The organism is Streptomyces sp. NBC_01689, assembly GCF_036250675.1.
Lineage (GTDB): Bacteria > Actinomycetota > Actinomycetes > Streptomycetales > Streptomycetaceae > Streptomyces.
This window is the reverse complement of the sequence record NZ_CP109592.1, coordinates 9,601,975-9,620,506: the sequence shown is the minus strand read 5'-3', so window position 1 is coordinate 9,620,506 and position 18,532 is coordinate 9,601,975. Positions and strand designations below refer to the sequence as shown.

Below are 18,532 nucleotides of genomic sequence, written 5' to 3'. Positions count from 1 at the left end.
TCTCTTCTTCCGTTCCCTCACGGTCCGTCACGGACGGCCGGTGCCCAGCTGGGCGGAGAACCCGCCGTCGACGCTGAGCAGTTCGCCGGTGGTGTAGCCGGAGTCGGGTCCGGCCAGGAACACCGCCGCCGCCGCGACCTGCTCGACGGTGGCGAAACGGCGCAGCGGTATCTGCCGCTTGATGCTGCGGCCGCCGTCGCGCTGCATCACCCCCTCCACCAGGTCGGTCGGGGTGAAGCCGGCCAGGACCGCGTTGACGCGCACGCCGAAGCGGGCGAGCTCGATCGCCGCGCAGCGGGTGAAGGAGTTCAACGCTCCTTTGGAGGCGGAGTAGTTGGCCTGGCCGATCCAGCCGCGTTCGCCCATCGCCGAGGAGATGTTGACGATCGTGGCGTCGCCGTGGGCCATGAACTGCTCCAGGACGGCGTGTGTGCAGTGGTAGGCGCCGCCGAAGTTGACCTTCATGACGTTCAGCCAGGCGTCCGGCGGCGCGTCGTAGATGAGACCGTCGTCGCTGGTGCCCGCGTTGTTGACGAGGATGTCGAGGGAGCCGAGGTGGCGGGTGGCCTCCTGGACCAGGCGGGCGGCCTGCTGCGGGTCGGCGACGTCGGCGCCGACGGCCACGGCCCGGCCGCCGGCGGTCTCGATCTCCTTGACGACCGCGGCGGCGTCCTCCTGCCGGGAGCGGTAGTTGACGGCGACGGCCGCGCCCTGCTCGGCCAGGGCCAGGGCGATGGCCCGGCCGATGCCGCGTGAGGCACCGGTGACCAGGGCGGTGCGGTCCTTCAGCTTCATCTGTCTCTTCCCGTTTCTGCTACGAGGTGGGCGGCGGCGCCGGGGCCCGCGCGGACCGGGGCCGTGTCCCGGCCGGGCGGCCGCCCGGGACGCGACGGGCGGCCGGCCGGGGTGCGGGTGGTGCGCGGGACGCCTTCGGCCCGCGCGCCACCGGCCGGACGGAGCGGTCAGGCGGCGTTCTGCGCCGCGGCCCGCTCGGTCAGCAGGTCGGTGAGGTTCTGCACGGTGAACAGGCCCAGCACGCCCTCGGCGGTCAGCGGCTCGGCGAGCTGGCTGCGGTCGAACTGCGGCAGGACCTTCTCCAGGTGGGTGAGGCCCGTGTCGTTGACGACCTCGTTCTCGTCACCGAACTCCTCGTCGGGGATGCCGCCCTGGAGCAGGGCGGCGATGTCGGCCACGGTGATCTTCACCTTGGTGGCGCGCTCGATGCGGAAGAGGATGTCGAGCAGGTCGATCGACTCGGCGCCGAGCTGCCCGAGCAGGGTGGCCTCGGCAACCGCCTCGGACTCGTCGATGCCCAGGGCGTCGGCGATGGCGGCCTGGACCGCGGAGAAGTAGTCGGTCGAGGTGGGAGTCAGGGTTTCGGACACCGTTGGCTGCCTTTCGGATGGGTCGCTCCGCGGCGCCGGCACCGAAGGCCGGCACCGGAGGGACGGGAACGGGATGAAGAAGAAGGACCGGATGACGACGAAGGACGACAGGGACAGGAGGACGGAAGGGACGGGACGGAGAGGGCCGGGCGGATCGGAGGGGTCGGAAGGGTCGGAGGGGTCGGAAGGGGCGGAGGCCGGGGAGCGGGAGGGAGGCGGGCGGGGTGTCAGGCGGCGGCGCCGGGCGCGGACTCCTGTCCCAGCTCGCGCAGCAGCGCGGCGACACGGCGTGCGTCGTGGGTGCTGCGCACCAGGGAGTGGACGCCGGTGCGGTTGGCGAAGCCGCTCAGCACCCGGCCGGGGCCGACCTCCAGGCAGCCGCCCGTCCCCAGCGCGGCCGCCGCGCCCAGCACGTCCACCCAGCGCACCGGACCGGCCAGCTGACGGCGCAGCAGATCGCGGGCGTGGGCGCCGTCACGCACCCGGGTGCCGGTGACCGAGCTGATCACGGGCAGCCGGGGCGCGGCGAAGGCGACGTGCTCCAGTTCGGCGGCGAACTCGTCCTCGATCGCCCGCATCAGCGAGCAGTGGAAGGGGGCCGACACCTTCAGCGCGACCACCCGTTCGGCGCCCGCCGCCAGCGCCCGGCGGCCGGCCTCCTCGACCGCGGCGTGCTGCCCGGAGACGACCGTCTGGCCCGGCTCGTTGTAGTTGGCGATCTCCACCACGCCCAGCGGGGCGCAGCCGGCGCAGATCTCCTCGATCCGGCCGGGGTCCAGGCCCAGCACGGCCGTCATCGACCCGCCGTCACGGCGCGCGACCCCGGCCATCAGCTCGCCGCGGCGGCGCACCAGGCGCAGCGCGTCGTCGGCGCCCAGCACCCCGGCGGCGACCAGTGCCGTGTACTCGCCCAGGCTGTGCCCGGCGACCACGGCCGGCACGAACCCGGCCTCCTCGCGCAGCACTTCGAGGACCGCGAGGCTGGTGGCGACGATGGCGGGCTGCGCGATCTCGGTCGGGGCGAGCTCCTCCTCCCCCGCCGTGCTGCACAGCGCGGTCAGCGGCAGGCCGGTGGCGTCCTGCGCGCGCGCCAGGACGCGTCCGGCGGTGCGGGGGTGCTCACGCAGCAGATGCCCGGCCATGCCCGCGCGCTGCGAGCCCTGCCCGGGAAACATCGTGAAGAAATTGTCGATCATCCCCGTTCCTGCCTCACTGAGTCGAAGAAGACGCCGGAGAAAGGTCATCGAGCCGTCGGCGACCGGATCTCGATTCTGTGAATCTGGCACGGAGTTCTGGCGCATTCCTCGAATGCGTCTGGACCGGCGGTACCGCGCCGGATTCCCGCCGCCGCATTCCGCACCGGACGGCGCGCCCTTTCCCGCCCGCGATCCGCCGGAAAACCACCCGGAACCCACCCTGAACCCACCCGTATTCCAGCCGCGTTCCACCGCTCCGGGTATTACCCGGGCCGACCCCTTGACCCAGTTAGTGATCAAACACTAACTTGTGGTCATGGTGAGGATGAGCGCAGACGAGCGGCGCGAGAGCGTCATCCGCGCGGCGATGAGCGAGTTCGCCCGGGGCGGGTACGACGGGACCTCCACCGAGGCCGTCGCCCGGCGCGCGGGGGTGTCGCAGCCGTACCTCTTCCGTCTCTTCGCGGGCAAGCGGGCCCTGTTCCTGGCGGCGGCGCGGCGCTGTCTGGCCGACACCGCGCGGCTGTTCGCCGAGGCGACCAAGGGCCTGGCGGGCGAGGAGGCACTGCGCGCGATGGCCGACGCGTACACCCGCGTCATCCTCAAGGAGCCGGAACGGCTGCTGATGCAGATGCAGGTGTACGTCGCGGTCGCGGCCTGCGAGGCGCGGGGGGACGCCGGGTTCGGCGAGGCGGTCCGGGCCGAGTGGCAGCGGCTGTGGGACACCGTCCACCGCCCGCTCGGCGCGGACACCGGCCAGACCACCACGTTCATGGCGTACGGGATGCTGGTCAACGTCCTGGTCTCCCTCGGGTTCCCGCCCGACCACCCGCTCTGGAACGGCCTGTACCCGGCGGTCCGGGCCGGGGCACGCCCGATGGCTCCGCCGGCGTGACAGGCCCCGCGGGGCTCGGCCGGGGTGCCTGCTGCGGGTGGAGGCGGTGGAACGGATGGAGTTGGCGGAGCGTCGACGTCGCTGTCGGCACGGGCGGTTGCGGTGCGGGGGGGCTGTGGTGCGGGGAGTTGCGGTGCGCGCGGTTGCGGTGCGGGTGCGGGTGGGGTGAACCGGCGCCGGACGCGGGTGCCGTGGCCCGGCCTCGGCGCTCCGGCCCGGCGCGGAGGTGAGGCCGGGTCCCGGATCGGGGGCGCTCCTGTGCGAGGTGGGTCCCGAGCCCAGGCGCTGTCCAAGCTCCTTTCCGTGCCGTGGAGTTGGTCTGCGGAGGGGGTGGGCCGGGGCCGGCCGGCGGCGGTGCGCCCGCGGCCGGCGCGGGATGGCGCGCGCCCGGAAGCCGGCCACGGCGTGGGGCCCCGGGGGTGCCGGGGGCGGGCGCACGATGCCGTACGGCCGGTGACTCCCGCCGCGGTGGCAGGGCCGGCAGGGCCCGAGGTCCCGCGCGCGGTGGCGCAACGGCCCCGGACCGGTCCGTGGCGGTGGCGGGGACGGGGGCCGGGGTCAGTCCACGGTGGTGCGGGGGGCGGGGACCGGGCTGCCCGGGCGGGTTTCGCGCGCCCAGCGGGTGCCGTAGGCGACCTGGCCCTTCTCGGCCGCGGCGAAGGCCTTGGTGTTCCAGTTCTTGCGCATGAACGCCTCGCGCGCCCGGATCAGCAGCGGATGCTCCACCGCGCCCATCCGCCCGATCCGCCAGGCGATCCGCTGCAGCGGTGCGGTACGGGCGCGGCGCTCCTGTTCGTAGCGGCGCAGCGCGGCGACCGGGTCGCTGCCGGCGTGCTCGAGGTGCTCGGCGAGCACGAGGGCGTCCTCCAGTGCCTGGCAGGCGCCCTGGCCGATGTTGAAGGTGATGGGGTGCGCGGCGTCCCCGAGGAGGGTGACGCGGCCGCGGCCCCAGCGGCGTTCGGGGCGCCGGCCCTCGACGTCGCCCCGGATGATCCCCTCCTCCGGTGTGGCGGCGAGGATGTCGGCGACCGGTCCGCCCCAGCCGCGGTGCCGGCGCAGCAGCATCTCGCGCACGCCGGGTTCGTCGCGTCCGCCGGCCGGCCCGTTGGCCACGCTCATCCAGTGCACCAGGCCGGGCGCGACGTCGTAGTAGGTGAAGCGGACACCGGGCCCGAACATCGCGTTGAACGTCCCCGGCGGGATGTCGGGGTGCTTCAGGGGCGAGCGGCCGCGCCAGGCGATGTAGCCGCTGTAGCGGTTGTCGGCGGGCCCGAACAGGCAGTCACGGACGGCGCCGTGGATGCCGTCGGCGCCGATGAGCAGGTCGCCCCGCTCGCTGCCGCCGTCCGCGAAGCGCACGGTGACCCCGTCCTCGTCCTGGTCGAAGCCGACCACGTGCGCGCCGGTGCGCACCGGGGAGCCCTGCAGCGCGTCCCGCAGCACACCGTGCAGGACGGAGCGCTCGACGGCGATCGTGGGCGCCCCGTAGCGCTCGACGAAGTCCCCCACCGGCCAGGCGCCCAGCACCTCGCCGCGGTGGGTGCTGAAGTGCGCGACGTGCTGCGCCGGGGCGGTCTCCAGGACCCGGCCGGCCACGCCCAGGAAGTCGAGGGCGAGCACACCGTTGGTCCAGATGTGCAGACCCGCGCCGCCGTCGCGCAGTTCCTCGGCCCGTTCGAAGACCGCGCACTCCACACCGCTGCGCTGCAGCGCGAGGGCCGCGGCCAGGCCGCCGATCCCTCCGCCGGCGATGAGTACGCGACGGGCACGTCCATGGGCCATCTGGGTGTCTCCTCGTAGCGGTGCGGGCGGATGTCCTCGCAAGGCGCGGCACGGCGGACCGCCCCGGCCGGGCCGCCCCACGTCCTCGCCGAATTCCTTGCGGACTAATGGAGTTGTCAACGCTAGCATTCAAAGCACTGAACTTGATAGTGTCGACAGAACATCTAGCGTTGATAAATCCACGGGGCGGCACGGCCCTTGTGGCAACCGGCAGACGGACAAGGGTGGTTGTGATGGAAGCGCTCGTACAAACCCTGGCCGTGGTGGCCACGATGGCCAACGCGGTGGTCTACGGCACCGACGTCTTCTCCGCGATCGTCCAGCGGCCCGCCCTCGCGCACGTCGACGACGCGGTGCTGACCAGCACCATGGGGCAGATCCACCGCTTCGGGGACCGGCGGATGCCCGTCCCGGGCGTCTTCGGCCTGGTCGCCACCGTGGCCACCGCGGTCGCGGCCGGCGTCGACGGCAAGACCGCGCCGGCCGTCGCCGCGGCGGTGGCGGCCCTGGCCCTGGTGGTGTGGCTGGCCGTCTACAACAAGGTCAGCGCGCCGGTGAACAAGGAGCTCACCGGCGCCGCCCTGGACTGCCGCACCGCACCCGACGCGCGGGGCCTGCAGCGCACCTGGGACAGCGTCATCAACGCCCGGGTCGTGCTGCAGGCGGTGGCACTGGGCGCGATGTGCGTGGCGCTCGTGACGTCCTGACCGCACGGGCGGGAGAACGGACGGACAGGGGAGGGGACCCGCCGGCGGGTCCCCTCCCCCACGTCCGCCGCCGTCCGCGCCGCGGGCCGTGAGGTGAAGTGCGGTGCGGGACGGCGGGGTTGCTACTGCAGGGCGATGCTGCCCAGGACGTCCGCCTCCGTGTCCTCGTCCAGACCGTCGGTGACCTCACTGCCGAAGGCGGGGATGAGCTCCGGCTCGGGTCCTGCGGGATTCCTCTTCTTGCTGACCACGATGGTGTCCCTTCGGGCGTGAACGGCCAGTACCGTTCCGAGATTCACGAACCGCCACTCCACCCGTCAAGGCATGTCCCGCCCCGTCCACCGGAATTCGAGGCACCATCGAGAAAAACCCGCGGAACCACGGAATCGCGAAACGGAGGAACGGAAGAACGGAAGAACGGAGAACCGGAGAAGCGGAGAAGCGGGGGAACGGTGATCCGAAATCCGCTCCGCCGCCGGGAGATCCGCCCGGGCCCGCCACCCGGATTCGCCCGCCCCGCCACCCGATCTCCCCCGTCCACGCCACCTCGCGGGCCCGCGGCTTTCCGGCCGCGGCTTGTGGGCGCGGGGCGAACCGGCATCCGGTGGCGGGCACTTGGCGGCCGGCGGGGCCGGTCACACGGGCGGGGCGGCGGGGCGGGCCGGGGCGAGGGCGTCCGCGAGGGTGCGCCAGATCTCCGCCGCGAGGTCGATGTTGGCGTCGGCCTGGGCCTGCTGGGCCAGGGCGCGCAGCCCCTCCACGCCGGAGGCGTCGCCGCCCAGGATCAGCAGTTGCTGGCGCAGGATCTCCAGCCGGACCCGGTCGCGGTAGGTCATCCTCGGCTCGTCGCCGGCCAGGCCGCCCAGCAGGGCGCGGGCGTCGTCGTAGCGGCCGGTGGCGAAGGCCAGGTCGGCTTCGAGGGCGGTCAGGTCCTGGCGCAGGGCGGGGGTGCCGACGAACACGAGGGCGGCCTCGGCCTGTTCGGCGCAGCGCTGGGCCCGGACGGGGTCGGCGGGCAGTTTCTGCAGGTGCAGCCGGCCCGCGGCGAGCCGCAGCCGGAGCCACAGCACCAGGTCCTCCTGGCTGCTGAAGCGTTCCAGGGCCTGGTCGAGACAGTGCTGCGCGCCGGTGTGGTCGCCCTGGCGCACCCGTACGGCGGCGGCCGTCCACATCGCCTCCGCCCACAGCGCGTCGCTGCGCCCCTCGACCAGGGCGGTGAGTTCGTCGGCGTGCACCCGCGCCTCGGGCACCTGTCCGGCCTCCGCCTGGACCGACACCAGGGCCAGCAGCGCGGCGGCGCGGTCCTCGACGCCCAGGTCCTCGCCCAGGGCCAGCCGGTGGGCGTCGACGGCCGCGTCCAGGGCGGGGGTGATCTCGCCGAGCGAACGCAGGCAGCGTGCCAGCCGGGTCAGGCCGCGCACCCGCAGCTCGGCCAGGTCCACCTCGTCGCCGAGCGCGACCAGCCGGTCCAGGTCGGCGCGTTCGGCCGCGTGGTCGCCCTGCAGGCGGGCGGAGCGGGCCAGCAGCCACAGCGCCTGCCAGCGCAGCACCGCGCTCTCGTGGCCCTCGGCGGCCAGTGCCGCGCGCAGCGACTCGATGGCGTCCGCGGAACCGGTGGAGGAGGCCAGGGTCAGCGCGTGGGCCAGTGAGCCGGTGACCGGTTCCTCGAAGTCGGCGGCCTTGAGACCCAGCCGGTCGGCGAGGTAGGCGACGGCCCGGTCGGTGGGCTGGCGCGCCCCGGACTCCAGACGCGAGAGGTAGCCGGTGGACATGCCCTCACCCGCCAGCGCCGTCTGCGACAACCCCTGGGCCGTCCGGAGCTTCTTCAGGCGGTTTCCGAACGCGGGCTGTCGCAGCATGATTCGAATCCCCTGGGGTGAGCGGGCAAGAAAGTTTCGCCGGGAGCCGTCCCGAGCGTAGGGCTGCGGGCAACACGCGGGCAAACCTTTGCCAGGCCCGGGGCGGAAATCTCGTGCGTCCCTCACGCCCGCCTCACGCGTGTCTCGCGTCCGCCTCACGCATCTCTCACGTCCGCCTCACGTGTGTCTCACGCCCGTCTCGTGCGCTTCTCCAGCGTTCCTCCAGCACGGCCGGGCAGGCTCGGCATCATCCGGCCGGCGCACCCCGGCCGGCGCGGAGTCCTTGCGCATGTCAAACGTCCGGGAGTCGACGATGAGGCCATCGGTGTGCGCGCACCGGGCGGCACGGCCGGCCGCCGCGAAACCCGGCGGCCGGGCCCGCACACCGGGCACCGGCCGGCCGGCCGGACCGGCACCCGCCCCCTCCGACGAGGACATCGGCTGGCCCCGGCGCTGTGCCCCGGTCGCCTCCTGACACCGGAAGATCGCAACCATCCGTGGCCCGCGGCGGTCTTCGGGACGTGACTCCTCCCCGGCGTGAACGCCGGGGCTTCTCGCTATGCCGGTTGGGCGTCGCGACGGACCAGCCCGGCCCGTAGAACGTTCAGGGCGCCCACCGTGTCCGCGTGCGCGCTGTGGCCGCACGAGACGCAGTGGAACTTCTCCTGGGTGGGCCGGTTCTCCGCTGAGACGTGCCCGCAGGTGGGGCAGGTCCTGGAGGTGTTGCGGGGATCCACGGCGATCAATTCTCGTCCGGCGCTTTCAGCCTTGGCGTGCAGGATCGTCAGGAACACCCCCCATCCGGCATCCGAGATCGAGCGGTTCAGCCCTGTCTTCGCGGCGGCCCCGTTAGGCAGAAAGCCGCCGGGCCGGCCGGGGTCCGGCTTCGGCGCGGGGGCCTTGACCACGCTGCGGATCTTGAGGTCTTCGTGTGCGATGACGTCGTGCTTGCGGACCAGATCGAGGGCTGTCTTGTGCGCGTGGTCGAGCCGCTGGAGGCGTACCTTGCGGTGAAGTCCGGCGACCTTGTCCACGGCACGCCGGTGGTTGGCGGTGCGCTTGTCCCGGCGAACCCGGGGGAAGCGGGACAGTGCCTGCTGTGCGGCTTCGAGCTTCGCGGCGGCGCGCCGTCCGTGCCGGGGACCGGGCACGAACTCGCCGCCCGAGCCGGCGAGGAAGTTGGCTATGCCCATGTCGATGCCGACCATGCTGCCGGTCGGCGGCAGCGGCTGCGGCTTTGTCTGTTCGGCGGTCAGCACGACGTACCAGCGCCTGCCCTCGCGCTTGACGCTGACGGTCTTGACCGTGCCGGCCACCGGGCGGTGCTGATTGACCTTGATGTGCCCGACGCCCTGGAAACGGACGCGGGTCACAGGGTCGTGCGGGGTGGAGTTCCAGCGGCAGCCGTCGCCGTCCTTGGGGAAGTCCACCGTGTCGAACCAGTTCACCCCGCGAAAGCGCGGATGGCCGGGGGTCTGACCGGACTTGACCCGGCGGAAGAACGCGGCGAACGCCTTCTCCAGACGGCGGAGTGTGGCCTGCTGTGAGCTGAACGACCAGCGGCCCTGCCGCTCCGGGTCGAATGCCCGGATCTCCCTGAGCTGCGCGGACTGCTGCCCGTACGTGATGCTCGTCTTCGAGGCGTGCCGGTAGGCATCGCGGCGTTCCTGCAAGGCCCCGTTGTAGAGGGAGCAGTGGTCCCGCAGCATCTCGCCGAGCGCGGCCTGCTGGCCCACGGTGGGCCGCATGAGGAACTTGTACGCACGGATCATCCGGCCCGCCCCCCTTCGGCTGGGGTTCGCCTGCCCACAATACGCTTGGCGGATGTCGCCGCGCTGGGAACCGAACCCCGATGTCCGCCGGGGAAATCACGTCGTCCACCACCTGCATGCCCACTTGGTGTTCGTCACCAAGTACCGGCGTGAGGTCTTCAACGACGAGATGCTGACGCGCTGCGAGGCGATCATGCGGGACGTCTGCGAGAGCTTCGGCGCGGAGCTGGTCGAATTCAACGGCGAAGGCGATCACACCCACCTGCTGGTGCACTACCCGCCGAAGATCGCCCTGTCCAAGCTGGTCAACAGCCTCAAAGGTGTCAGCTCCCGCTACCTGCGCGCCGAATACACCGGGCGGGTCAACCGCATCGGCATGGGCCCGGTGTTCTGGGCGCCCTCGTACTTCGTGGGGTCATGCGGCGGCGCACCACTGAGCATCGTCAGGGACTACATCGAGAACCAGAAACGGCCTGCCTGACCGCCACCCCGAGACGCAGGGAACTCCGGCGCTGCGCGCCTCCGGGCCGAGGATCGCATTCCCGCCCGGCCTGAAGGCCGGGATTCCCTGCAAAGATCAAGGATGGACAGGATCGGGTACCCCGGCGGGACACTCCTGTGGCAGCCGGCACGGTTCGCGTGGGTGCAGGCGCGCTGCTGCGCGTTCTCCTGCGCGCTGCTGGGCGGTCTGGCGCTCTCGGTGCTGCTCCCGCCGCTGCCGGTGGCACGCTACGACCTGCTGCTGGTCTACGGGATGCTGCTGACCGGCGCGGGTTTCGCACTGGGGTGGGAGACCCCCCGGGAGGTGGCGGTCGTGGCCGTGTGCCATGTCCTGGGACTCGTCTTCGAGCTGGTGAAAGTGCGGACCGGTTCGTGGAGTTACCCCGAACCGGCGCTGACCAAGGTCGCCGGTGTGCCGCTGTACGGGGGATTCATGTACGCCGCGGTGGGCAGTTACGTCTGCCGGTCCTGGCGGCTGCTGGACCTGGCCCTGACCGGCTACCGGGCCCATGTCACCGCCGTCCTGTCCGGCGCCTTGTATCTCAACTTCCTGACCCGTCACTGGCTGCCGGACCTGCGCTGGCCGCTGGGCGCCGTGCTGCTGGCCGCGACCGCCGGGGTACGGGTCCACTTCACCGTCGGCGGGCGCCGCCACCGGATGCCGCTGGCACTGTCGTTCGTCCTGATCGGGTTCTTCCTGTGGCTGGCCGAGAACATCGCCACCTACTTCGGGGCCTGGCGATACCCCTACCAACTCCACGGCTGGGAGCCCGTGTCCGCGTCCAAATGGATCTCCTGGGCCCTGCTGATCAGCGTCACCTTCGTCGTCTGCCGGGCCTGCCGCCCCGCCCGTCCCGGCGATCCCGCGGCCGTGACCCCCCGGTTCCCGGTGCCCGAAGTCCCCTCCCGGGAGCCGGAGTCGGGAACGCGCACCCGCACGCAGACACGCGTACGCACGGGGACGGGGACGGGTCAGGGGGCGGGCGGCCGGGGGCGCAGGCCGGACTCGAAGGCGTAGATGGCCGCGTGGACGCGGTTGCGCAGGCGCAGCTTGTGCAGCATGTTCTGCACGTGGGTCTTGACGGTGTGCTCGGACACCGTCAGGGCCTGGGCTATCTCGCCGTTGGACAGGCCGCGGGCCAGCAGGCCGAGGACCTGGCACTCACGGTCGGTGAGCCGGTCGGGACTGACCGGTGAGATCGGCGGGACGGGCGGCGCGGCAAAGCGGCGTCCGGCCTCCGCCGGGGCCGGACCGTGCACCAGGGTGTAGCCGGCCGCGGCCAGCACCACCGCGGAGGCGAGCTGGCCGGCGGTGGCGGTGGCCGGCAGCCGGCCGGCGCGGTCGGTGCGGTCGGTGGTGGCCGGGCCGCCCAGGACCAGCACCGGCAGCCGGGCGCCGCCGGGGACCGGGACCTCCCAGCCGTCGCCCGCGAACGCGCCGTGGGCGATGAGGACATGCGGCGGCCGGGCGGCCAGCGCGCGGAGCAGGTCCGGCCCCGGTTCGCTCTCGCCGGTGACACGGATACCGGGATGGCCCTCGAGCAGCGCCGTAATGCCGCGCCGGGCGAGCGGGTCGTCACCGACCACGTGCACCCGCACGGCGGCCGGCGCGCCGGGCCGGGGAGCCGGGCCGTGTCCGGCGTGTCCCTCGTGCGCGGGGGCCGGCACGGGGAGCACCCGGAGTGTGGCGTGCCGCTCGTCCATGACGGCCTCCTCGCTGCTGTCCGGGGATGCCCCGCCGGATCCCGGGATGTCCCGCCGGCTCACCGTAGGCGGCGCGCGCCGCCGTGTCCGGCGCGCTCCAGCGGACCGCGACCGGACCGCTACCACGTCTCGCGCCATCCCGGCGCGCCCCCGCCGCCCGGCTGACCCGCCGTCCCGGCGCGCCTCACTGTTTCGGCGCGCCCTGTTGTCCCGGCGTGTCGCCGTCCGGCTGACCCGCTGTCCCGGCGCGTCGCCTCCCTGGCGTCTCGCCGTCCGGCCGCCTCGCTGTCCCGGGGCCCTGTTGTCCCAGGGCGGGCCTCGCTGTCCCGGGGCCTCTGCCGACGGGCCCTGGGCCCTGGGCCCGGGGCCCTGGTGCTGGACCGGCTGTACGCCAACGGAGTTCACCCCGCCGGAATGCTCACCACGGCGGCACACACCCGCAGTTCGGCGAATCACCGCGCCTGACCTGACCTGGCCCGGCGCCGGGTCGGGGGCAGGCCGGGCCGGGTCAGGTCGGGCCGAGGTCAGGTCAGGTCAGGTCAGGTCAGGTCAGGTCAGGCGGCGGCTTCCCCGGCGGCCAGGGCGTGCAGCCGCAGGCGCAGTTCGCGGCGGGCGGGGCGGCCGCCCGGCCGGCGGGGGACGGCGTCCAGTGCCTCCAGGCGGCGGATCTGCTCGCCGGGGCCGAGGCGGGCGTTGGCCTGTTCGGCGACGGAGTCGAGGACGTCGAGGAGTGCGGGGGCGTCGGCGTCGAACTCCTCGCGCAGCACCACTCCGGCCCAGACCAGGGCGCCGCGCGCCGGGTCGGGCCAGTCCGCGACGATGCACTCGGCCACCCGCGGGTCCTGGCCGATGACCCGCTCCACCACGCTGGGCGCGACCAGCGCGTCGTCGCAGGTGAACACCGAGCGGTGGGCGTCCACGAGGTGCAGTCCGCCGTCCGCGTCGAGGTAGCCCGTGTCGCCGGTGGACAGCCAGCCGTCCGTGTCCCGCGGCGCCGGGCCAATCCCCTCCACGGGGCCGGGACTCAGCTGCGGTCCGCGGATCTGCACCTCGCCGGTCGACCACACCGGGGCGGGCCGGGTGCCGCCGGGCAGGACCACCCGGCACTCGGTGCCCGGCAGCGGCACCCCGACCGCGCCGAGACCGGGCCGCGAGCCGGGCGGCTGGTGGTGGGAGAGGGTGAACACCTCGGTCAGGCCGTAGCCCTGCAGTACGGACACCCGCAGGGCGTCGCGCAGCGTACGGGCCCGTTCCGGCGCCAGGACTCCGCCGCTGACATGGATGGCGCCCAGGTGCCGCAGGTGCCGGCCGGGCAGGTCCGCGCCGTGCGCGGCCAGCCGGGGATCGTCCGCCAGCCGGTCCAGCCGGGCGGGCAGCCCGTAGTAGTGGGTGGCCTCCGCCCGCGCGGCCTCCGCCAGCGCCCCGAAGGGGTCCGCGTCCGTGCACAGCACCTGCCGCGCCCCCGCGTGCACGGCCGAGTTGAGGTGCACGGCGTGGTACTGCGGGAGATGGTTGAAGGCGACGGAGGCGGCACCGAGCCGGTGCGCCAGCGCGGTCTGGGCGGCGCCCGCGACCAGGTTGCGGTGGGTCAGCCGTACACCCTTCAGCCGCCCTGCGCCGTCCGGCGCGAACTGCAGGCACGCCACCGCGTCCGCACCCGGCCGCGCCCTGCGCACCGGCCCGCCGGCCGCCTCCCCCGCCACGGCCGCGGACAGCGCCACCACCGCACAGGCCCCCCGGCCGCCGGACACCGCTCCACCGGCCGGCGGCCGCACCGGCACCGGCACCGGCACCGGCACCGGCACCGGCACCGGCAGGCCCGATGCCGAACGGGCGGATCCCAAACGGGCGGACGCGGGGCGGGGGGCGGGGTCCGTGACCACGACGGTGTGCAGCCGGGGCAGCCGGTCCGCGAGCGCGGCCAGCAGCGCGGCCAGCGGGCCGGGTACGAAGGCGATCTCGACCCCGGCCGCCGTGCACACCTCGTGCAGCGCGGCCGGTCCCATCTGCGGGTCGAGCAGGGCCAGCAACTGTCCGCTGCGCACGGTGCCGTAGTACACGGCGGGGAAGACGGCGTCGAGGGTGGTCGCCGCGGCGACGACGGCGTCGGCCCGGCGGACGGTGCGCCGTACGTAGCCGGCGATGCGGTCCGCCTCCCGGTCCAGCGCGGCGAAGGTCACCGCGGCGCCGGCCGTGACCGCGGCCGGGGCGTCGGCGTCACGGTCGGCGGCCCGGCGCAGCAGGTCGTCCAGCGGGCTCTCCAGATACCGGAGGATGGGCACGGTGGCCTCCTGGCTGCCGACAGCGGGAACAGCGGATCGCCTCACGGTAGGTGTGCCGGCTCAAGAGGTCTTCGAAGCCTGCTGGAGATGGTCCCGGTGCTCACACGAGGGCCGCGGCCGGCCGGCCGCCCACCGGCCGGGGCAGCGGGAAGCTGCGGAGTTCCGCGCGGCTCCAGGGAAGCCGTAGCCGAGGTGGAGCACCGGGTCCTGGGCCGCGTCGGCGGGCACCGCGACGGCGGCCAGCACACCGGGCACCGGCTCCAGTTCGACGAACCGCCACGGGCGGGCCGTATCGTCGGCGGGCGGGGTGAAGGCGCGTACGCCGCGCTCGTCGTCCAGCGTGAACACGAACGCGTCGAAGGGCAGTCCGAGGCCGATCCCGCGGGCCTTGGAGTAGGCCTCCTTCAACGTCCACACCCGCAGCGCCCGCCGGTCGCGGTCCGGGCCGGGCGCCGCCCGCTCCACCCACTCCCGCTCCGGGGCGGCGAAGGTGCGCACGATGGTGGTGATGGCCCGCTCGTCCCGGTCCTCCAGGCGTTCCACGTCCACACCGATGCGGTGGCGGCGCACGATGCCCAGCAGGCTGTAGCCGCCCGCGTGGGAGAGGTTGAAGTCCAGCTGGGCCCCGCCGCGCGGCAGTTCACCCGCGGCGGGCCGCAGGAAGGGACGCCCCCGCGCGGAACGCCAGATGACCAGCTCGGCCTCGGCCAGGCCCGCCTCCAGCGCCAGCGCGCGCCGCACCAGGGTGTGCGCGAGCAGGTACTGCCTCCGGTCACGTTCGAACAGGAAACGGCTCGCGGTCCTCTGCTCCTGCGCGTCCAGCCAGTGCGCGGCGAGCAGACCGGCGACCGCCGGGGGCAGGCCGTCGTTGGGACACAGCCACAGCTTGACCGGCTCGTCCCGGCCCGCGTCCGCACCGGCCACCGGCCCCGGAACGGACACCGGAACCCCGGCCGGGACCTGGACGTGGGCCGGGGCCTGGGCGGTTGGGGTCTCGGGCACGACCGCGGACGGCGACCGGGCCGGGGCCGAGGGCGGGAGTGGGGAGGTCAGGGGTGCGGTCACCGCTGCACTCCGTCCGTACCGGCGTCGGACACCACGCGCGCACCCGCGCCGGGCCCCGTCACACCAGGCCCCGCTGCGCCGGGAGCGGACTCCACCGGCCCTTCCTGCGGCCCATGTCGAGACCGCGACCGGGATACCGAGCGGACCGCGGAGTCCGCCCCTGACCGCGATCGGGGCCGCGGACCGGGCCAGGGCCGGGGCGCCGGCCGGGCCCCCGGCCCGGACTCCGCCTCGGGTCCGGACTCCGGCTCCGGCCCAGGCCCTGACTCCAGCTCGGACTCGGACTCGGACTCGGACTCGGACTCTAGCTCGGGCCCGGGTTCGGGCTCGGGCTCCGGCTCGGGCCCGGGTTCGGGCTCGGGTTCGGGCTCGGGCTCCGGCTCGGGTTGCAGCACGGTGGGGGGCAGTTCGATGTCCGCGGGGCCGGGGTGCGCGGGCAGTACGGCGCAGATGTCGGCCCCGGCCAGCCACAGCCGCGTCAGCTGTTCGAGGTGGCCGCCCTGCCACAGGGCGGCCAGGTAGGCGCGGGTCTCCGCGAGCCCGTCGAGCAGCAGCGGCTCGCCCGCGTCGCGCAGGTCGGCACTGTGTACGCCCGCCGGATGGCGGCCCGGCCCGGCGGACTCGGCGAAGGCGGCCAGGTGCGCGGCCAGGCCGGGGACCGTGTGGGCGACCACCGCCAGGCGGCAGCGCAGGGCGGCCCGGCCCAGGCGCAGTTCGTGTGCGACCGCGGCGAGGTCCGCTCCGCCCGGCCCGCCGTGGTGTGCCGTGCCGCTCAGCCACCGCGCCAACCGCGCCGCGGTGTCCGCCAGTTGGCGGGGCGTGGCGGCGGACAGCAGCACCAGTTCCGCGGAGACGGGCCGATGGGCGGACGCGGGCGGCCGCGCCGGTGCGGGAGGACGGTGTGCGCGGGGCGCCTCCTCCACGACCAGCACGGCGTCCGCGGCCGGCGGCGCGGACACACCGACCAGAGCTCTGCGGGGCACCGTGGTGCCGTCGTCGCGGCGGACCTGCTCCCAGACGGCGGGCGCCGTCCGGCCCGGCCCGGGCAACAGCGTGGCATGGCGCACCTGCCCCACGGCACGCGCCAGGGCGACCGCCGCCGCCAGCACCCCCGTCCCGCCCGCCAAGTCCACCGACTCCGCCGGGCTCACCGGTTCTGCCAGGTTCACCGGTTCTGCCAGGTTCACCGGTTCTGCCGGGTCCGCCGCCGTCCGGACGGTCTCCCGCACCGCGATGCCCAGCGCCTGCCACGCGTCTCGGGATGCCGCCGGATCGCCGCCCGCACCACCGGGAACGGCAGGGAGGCCGGGCGGCGCGGCAGACTCCGGGGGCCACGGGTCGCCGTCCGGTCCGTGCGGGGCGGCGGCCGGGACCGGCAGGCCCGCCGCGGCCAGTGCCCGGCCGACCAGCCGGGCATGATGCGCCACGGCTCCGAGTCGGCCCGGGTGACCGGCCGCACCGGCCCGGATCACCGCGTACACACGGTCCCCGGCCGCACGGGCCGCGGCCAGCGGCTTGAGCAGCACGACCACAACTCCCCCGCCTCCCACGCCTTCCCCGCCCGCACCGGCGCCGGCCGGGTCGCGGGGATGGGTGTGGGGCGGGTGGGGTTGCGGACGGGGCGGCAGTTCGACGGCACCGGCCAGCGCCGCCTCGCACTCCCCCGCCCGCAGCCCGGCGAGTGCCAGGTGCAGCGCGGTCAGGAAGGAGGACGCGCCCGTGTCGACGCTCAGACTGGGCCCGCGCAGGTCGAGCAGCCGCGACAGCCGCCCGGCCGCTCCGGCCCCGCCCGGCAGGTGCACGCCCGGGACGGACCCGCCCGGTGTGCCGGCCGGGCCGGCGGCGACGTAGACCCCGATACCGCGCCCCGTGCTGTCGGGCCCGGTCAGCCGGTCGGTCCGTGCCCCGGCGTACCCGGCGCTCTCCAGCAACTGCCACACGCTGCGGGCCAACAGGCGTTCCCGGCCGTCCAGAGGGGCCGCGCCGGCCGCGTCGAGGCCGAACAGGGCGAGCAGTCCCTCGCCGAACTCCCCCGCGCCGTCAGCGAACCGGTCCTCTTCCCACGGCGGCGCGTCCGTACGGGTGTGCTGTCCCAGCGCCTGGCGCCACAACGCGTCCAGGTCCCCCGCCCCCGGGAAGCAGCCCTGCATCCCCACGACGGCGCACGGCTCGACACCCCCGCCGCCACCCGCCCCACCACCGAAGCCGGGACCGGGACCGGGATCGGGAGCGGGACCGGGACCGGGACCAAGGCTGGGGCTGGGGCCGGTCGCGGTGGTGGGGGCGGGTGCGGGGCTGCTGCCCGTCGCGGGCCGCATCCCGTCGCCGGGGCGTACCGCGGGGCCGGGCTGCGCAGGTGTTCCGGCCGCCGCCGGCAGGGGGGTGCCGCCCAGCAGCGCGACGGCGTGCTCGCGCCGCAGGGTGCCTCCTTTGAACCGCGTGAGGATCTCGCGGGTGTCCATCACCGTGTGCCCTTCGTGTCAGGCGGAACGGGCCGCCAGCAGGGCAGCCGCCTCATCGATGCTGAGCACCTCGTCACGCACCGCGTCCAGCAGCGCGTTCAGGTCGATCTCCACGGCCCGGGGCGGCTGCGCGGGGTCCGGCGCCCGGTCCGCCCGCCCGGCCGCGGGAACGGGGGTGTCCGTCACCCGCGCGGTGACGTACGCGGCCATGGCCGCGAGGTCGGGGTGGTCGTAGAGCAGGTCGGTCTGCTCGCTGAGACCGTAGGTGCGGTTGATGCCCGCCAGGAACTCCGCCGCCAGGATGGAGTCCAGGCCCAGCGCGTCGAACGGCGCGCTCACGTCGATGTCCCGCACGGCGCAGTGCAGGATCCCGGCGAGCTGCGTGCGCAGGGTGTCGGTGACCGTGTCCGCACCCGGCACGGACGAGCCCGCGGACACGGGTGCGGACACGGGTGCGGTTGCGGGCGCGGATGCGGATGCCGGTGCGGGTGCGGCGAGTTCGGCCGCGAGGTGCCGGGCCAGTGCCGCCGGGGTGGGGTGCTCGTACAGCGCGGTGGCCGCGATCCGGGTGCCGTAACGCGCGTTGAGCGCCGCGACGAACTCGACGGACAGCATCGAGTCCAGGCCCAGCAGCCGGAAGGAGTCCTGCGCGTCCAGGCGCTGCGGCTCGACGCCCATCATGCCCGCCAGTACCGCGGTCAGCTCGGCGAGCACGTCGGCCGCCGGCGTCGGACAGGCCGTGCGCGGGTCGGGGGCGGAGGTCATGGTGGGCGTCTCCCAGGGGTCGGATCCCGGCTGGCCGTCCTGGCATTGTGGGCGCCGACGCCACCGCGCCACATCCCCGGCCGTGGTGATCCCCGGCCCCGGCGACTGGCTCCCCGGAACCAGCCGGCCCCCGCCCCCTCCGCCCAAAGAATGAGCC

The 18,532-nt window shown here is 74.6% G+C and carries 16 protein-coding genes; 4 read left to right on the top strand and 12 right to left on the bottom strand.

What is annotated here, in order from left to right:
• Positions 1–27: 27 nt before the first annotated feature.
• The 3 genes from OG776_RS41190 to fabD form a co-directional block, all read right to left on the bottom strand.
• Positions 28–795 (bottom strand): SDR family NAD(P)-dependent oxidoreductase, encoded by a 768-nt coding sequence (locus tag OG776_RS41190; protein ID WP_148015007.1) that lies wholly within the window; start codon positions 793–795, stop codon positions 28–30.
• A gap of 167 nt (positions 796–962) precedes the next feature.
• Entirely contained in the window at positions 963–1,385 is a 423-nt protein-coding gene (locus tag OG776_RS41185; RefSeq protein WP_261995124.1) for an acyl carrier protein, read from the bottom strand.
• A 227-nt stretch (positions 1,386–1,612) separates the two neighbouring features.
• Positions 1,613–2,581, bottom strand: coding sequence for an ACP S-malonyltransferase (gene fabD / locus OG776_RS41180; RefSeq protein WP_148014844.1), 969 nt, complete (start codon positions 2,579–2,581; stop codon positions 1,613–1,615).
• Between the two features lie 316 nt (positions 2,582–2,897).
• Between fabD and OG776_RS41175 the strand changes: the two genes are divergently transcribed.
• A complete protein-coding gene (locus OG776_RS41175; RefSeq protein WP_148014843.1) occupies positions 2,898–3,476 on the top strand; it encodes a TetR/AcrR family transcriptional regulator in 579 nt (192 codons plus the stop codon).
• Between the two features lie 558 nt (positions 3,477–4,034).
• On the opposite strand, the gene OG776_RS41170 is transcribed toward OG776_RS41175, so the two are convergent.
• On the bottom strand, positions 4,035–5,258 hold the full coding sequence (locus tag OG776_RS41170) for an FAD-dependent monooxygenase (protein WP_329318164.1): 1,224 nt from the start codon (positions 5,256–5,258) through the stop codon (positions 4,035–4,037).
• Positions 5,259–5,491: 233 nt separating this feature from the next.
• On the opposite strand from OG776_RS41170, the gene OG776_RS41165 reads away from it, so the two are divergent.
• Positions 5,492–5,965: a DUF1772 domain-containing protein gene (locus OG776_RS41165; protein WP_148014604.1), complete on the top strand. Its 474-nt coding sequence runs from the start codon at positions 5,492–5,494 to the stop codon at positions 5,963–5,965.
• Positions 5,966–6,087: 122 nt separating this feature from the next.
• On the opposite strand, the gene OG776_RS41160 is transcribed toward OG776_RS41165, so the two are convergent.
• The 3 genes from OG776_RS41160 to OG776_RS41150 all read right to left on the bottom strand — a co-directional run bounded on the left by OG776_RS41160 (position 6,088) and on the right by OG776_RS41150 (position 9,596).
• Positions 6,088–6,264, bottom strand: a complete 177-nt coding sequence (locus OG776_RS41160; RefSeq protein ID WP_187286092.1) for a hypothetical protein — start codon at positions 6,262–6,264, stop codon at positions 6,088–6,090.
• Between the two features lie 336 nt (positions 6,265–6,600).
• Positions 6,601–7,824 (bottom strand): helix-turn-helix domain-containing protein, encoded by a 1,224-nt coding sequence (locus OG776_RS41155; protein ID WP_329318170.1) that lies wholly within the window; start codon positions 7,822–7,824, stop codon positions 6,601–6,603.
• Between the two features lie 557 nt (positions 7,825–8,381).
• Positions 8,382–9,596, bottom strand: coding sequence for an RNA-guided endonuclease InsQ/TnpB family protein (locus tag OG776_RS41150; RefSeq protein WP_329318171.1), 1,215 nt, complete (start codon positions 9,594–9,596; stop codon positions 8,382–8,384).
• Between the two features lie 52 nt (positions 9,597–9,648).
• On the opposite strand from OG776_RS41150, the gene tnpA reads away from it, so the two are divergent.
• Positions 9,649–10,077, top strand: coding sequence for an IS200/IS605 family transposase (gene tnpA / locus OG776_RS41145; RefSeq protein ID WP_148009707.1), 429 nt, complete (start codon positions 9,649–9,651; stop codon positions 10,075–10,077).
• 102 nt (positions 10,078–10,179) lie between these two features.
• Positions 10,180–11,115: a DUF817 domain-containing protein gene (locus tag OG776_RS41140; protein WP_329323602.1), complete on the top strand. Its 936-nt coding sequence runs from the start codon at positions 10,180–10,182 to the stop codon at positions 11,113–11,115.
• On the opposite strand, the gene OG776_RS41135 is transcribed toward OG776_RS41140, so the two are convergent.
• From OG776_RS41135 to OG776_RS41115, 5 genes are all read right to left on the bottom strand, one after another.
• Positions 11,070–11,801 (bottom strand): response regulator transcription factor, encoded by a 732-nt coding sequence (locus OG776_RS41135; RefSeq protein WP_148014528.1) that lies wholly within the window; start codon positions 11,799–11,801, stop codon positions 11,070–11,072. The genes OG776_RS41140 and OG776_RS41135 overlap by 46 nt on opposite strands.
• A 554-nt stretch (positions 11,802–12,355) precedes the next feature.
• Positions 12,356–14,083 carry a class I adenylate-forming enzyme family protein gene (locus OG776_RS41130; RefSeq protein WP_329326300.1) on the bottom strand — a complete coding sequence of 576 codons (1,728 nt, stop codon included), beginning with the start codon at positions 14,081–14,083 and terminating at the stop codon, positions 12,356–12,358.
• A 60-nt stretch (positions 14,084–14,143) separates the two neighbouring features.
• Positions 14,144–15,148, bottom strand: coding sequence for a 4'-phosphopantetheinyl transferase family protein (locus tag OG776_RS41125; protein ID WP_329326626.1), 1,005 nt, complete (start codon positions 15,146–15,148; stop codon positions 14,144–14,146).
• Complete coding sequence (locus tag OG776_RS41120) at positions 15,145–17,610, bottom strand: beta-ketoacyl synthase N-terminal-like domain-containing protein (RefSeq protein WP_329318182.1); 2,466 nt, start codon at positions 17,608–17,610, stop codon at positions 15,145–15,147. The genes OG776_RS41125 and OG776_RS41120 overlap by 4 nt, the downstream gene beginning before the upstream one ends.
• An 18-nt stretch (positions 17,611–17,628) precedes the next feature.
• Positions 17,629–18,375 (bottom strand): acyl carrier protein, encoded by a 747-nt coding sequence (locus tag OG776_RS41115; protein WP_329318185.1) that lies wholly within the window; start codon positions 18,373–18,375, stop codon positions 17,629–17,631.
• Positions 18,376–18,532: the final 157 nt, after the last annotated feature.

Excerpts from the sequence above, each read along its gene's own strand:
- OG776_RS41150 (WP_329318171.1), bottom strand. The coding sequence starts at position 9,596 with ATGATCCGTGCGTACAAGTTCCTCATGCGGCCCACCGTGGGCCAGCAG.
- OG776_RS41170 (WP_329318164.1), bottom strand. The coding sequence starts at position 5,258 with ATGGCCCATGGACGTGCCCGTCGCGTACTCATCGCCGGCGGAGGGATC.
- OG776_RS41175 (WP_148014843.1), top strand. The coding sequence starts at position 2,898 with ATGGTGAGGATGAGCGCAGACGAGCGGCGCGAGAGCGTCATCCGCGCG.
- OG776_RS41155 (WP_329318170.1), bottom strand. The coding sequence starts at position 7,824 with ATGCTGCGACAGCCCGCGTTCGGAAACCGCCTGAAGAAGCTCCGGACG.
- OG776_RS41135 (WP_148014528.1), bottom strand. The coding sequence starts at position 11,801 with ATGGACGAGCGGCACGCCACACTCCGGGTGCTCCCCGTGCCGGCCCCC.
- OG776_RS41165 (WP_148014604.1), top strand. The coding sequence starts at position 5,492 with ATGGAAGCGCTCGTACAAACCCTGGCCGTGGTGGCCACGATGGCCAAC.
- tnpA (WP_148009707.1), top strand. The coding sequence starts at position 9,649 with ATGTCGCCGCGCTGGGAACCGAACCCCGATGTCCGCCGGGGAAATCAC.
- OG776_RS41120 (WP_329318182.1), bottom strand. The coding sequence starts at position 17,610 with ATGGACACCCGCGAGATCCTCACGCGGTTCAAAGGAGGCACCCTGCGG.
- OG776_RS41190 (WP_148015007.1), bottom strand. The coding sequence starts at position 795 with ATGAAGCTGAAGGACCGCACCGCCCTGGTCACCGGTGCCTCACGCGGC.
- fabD (WP_148014844.1), bottom strand. The coding sequence starts at position 2,581 with ATGATCGACAATTTCTTCACGATGTTTCCCGGGCAGGGCTCGCAGCGC.
- OG776_RS41140 (WP_329323602.1), top strand. The coding sequence starts at position 10,180 with ATGGACAGGATCGGGTACCCCGGCGGGACACTCCTGTGGCAGCCGGCA.
- OG776_RS41115 (WP_329318185.1), bottom strand. The coding sequence starts at position 18,375 with ATGACCTCCGCCCCCGACCCGCGCACGGCCTGTCCGACGCCGGCGGCC.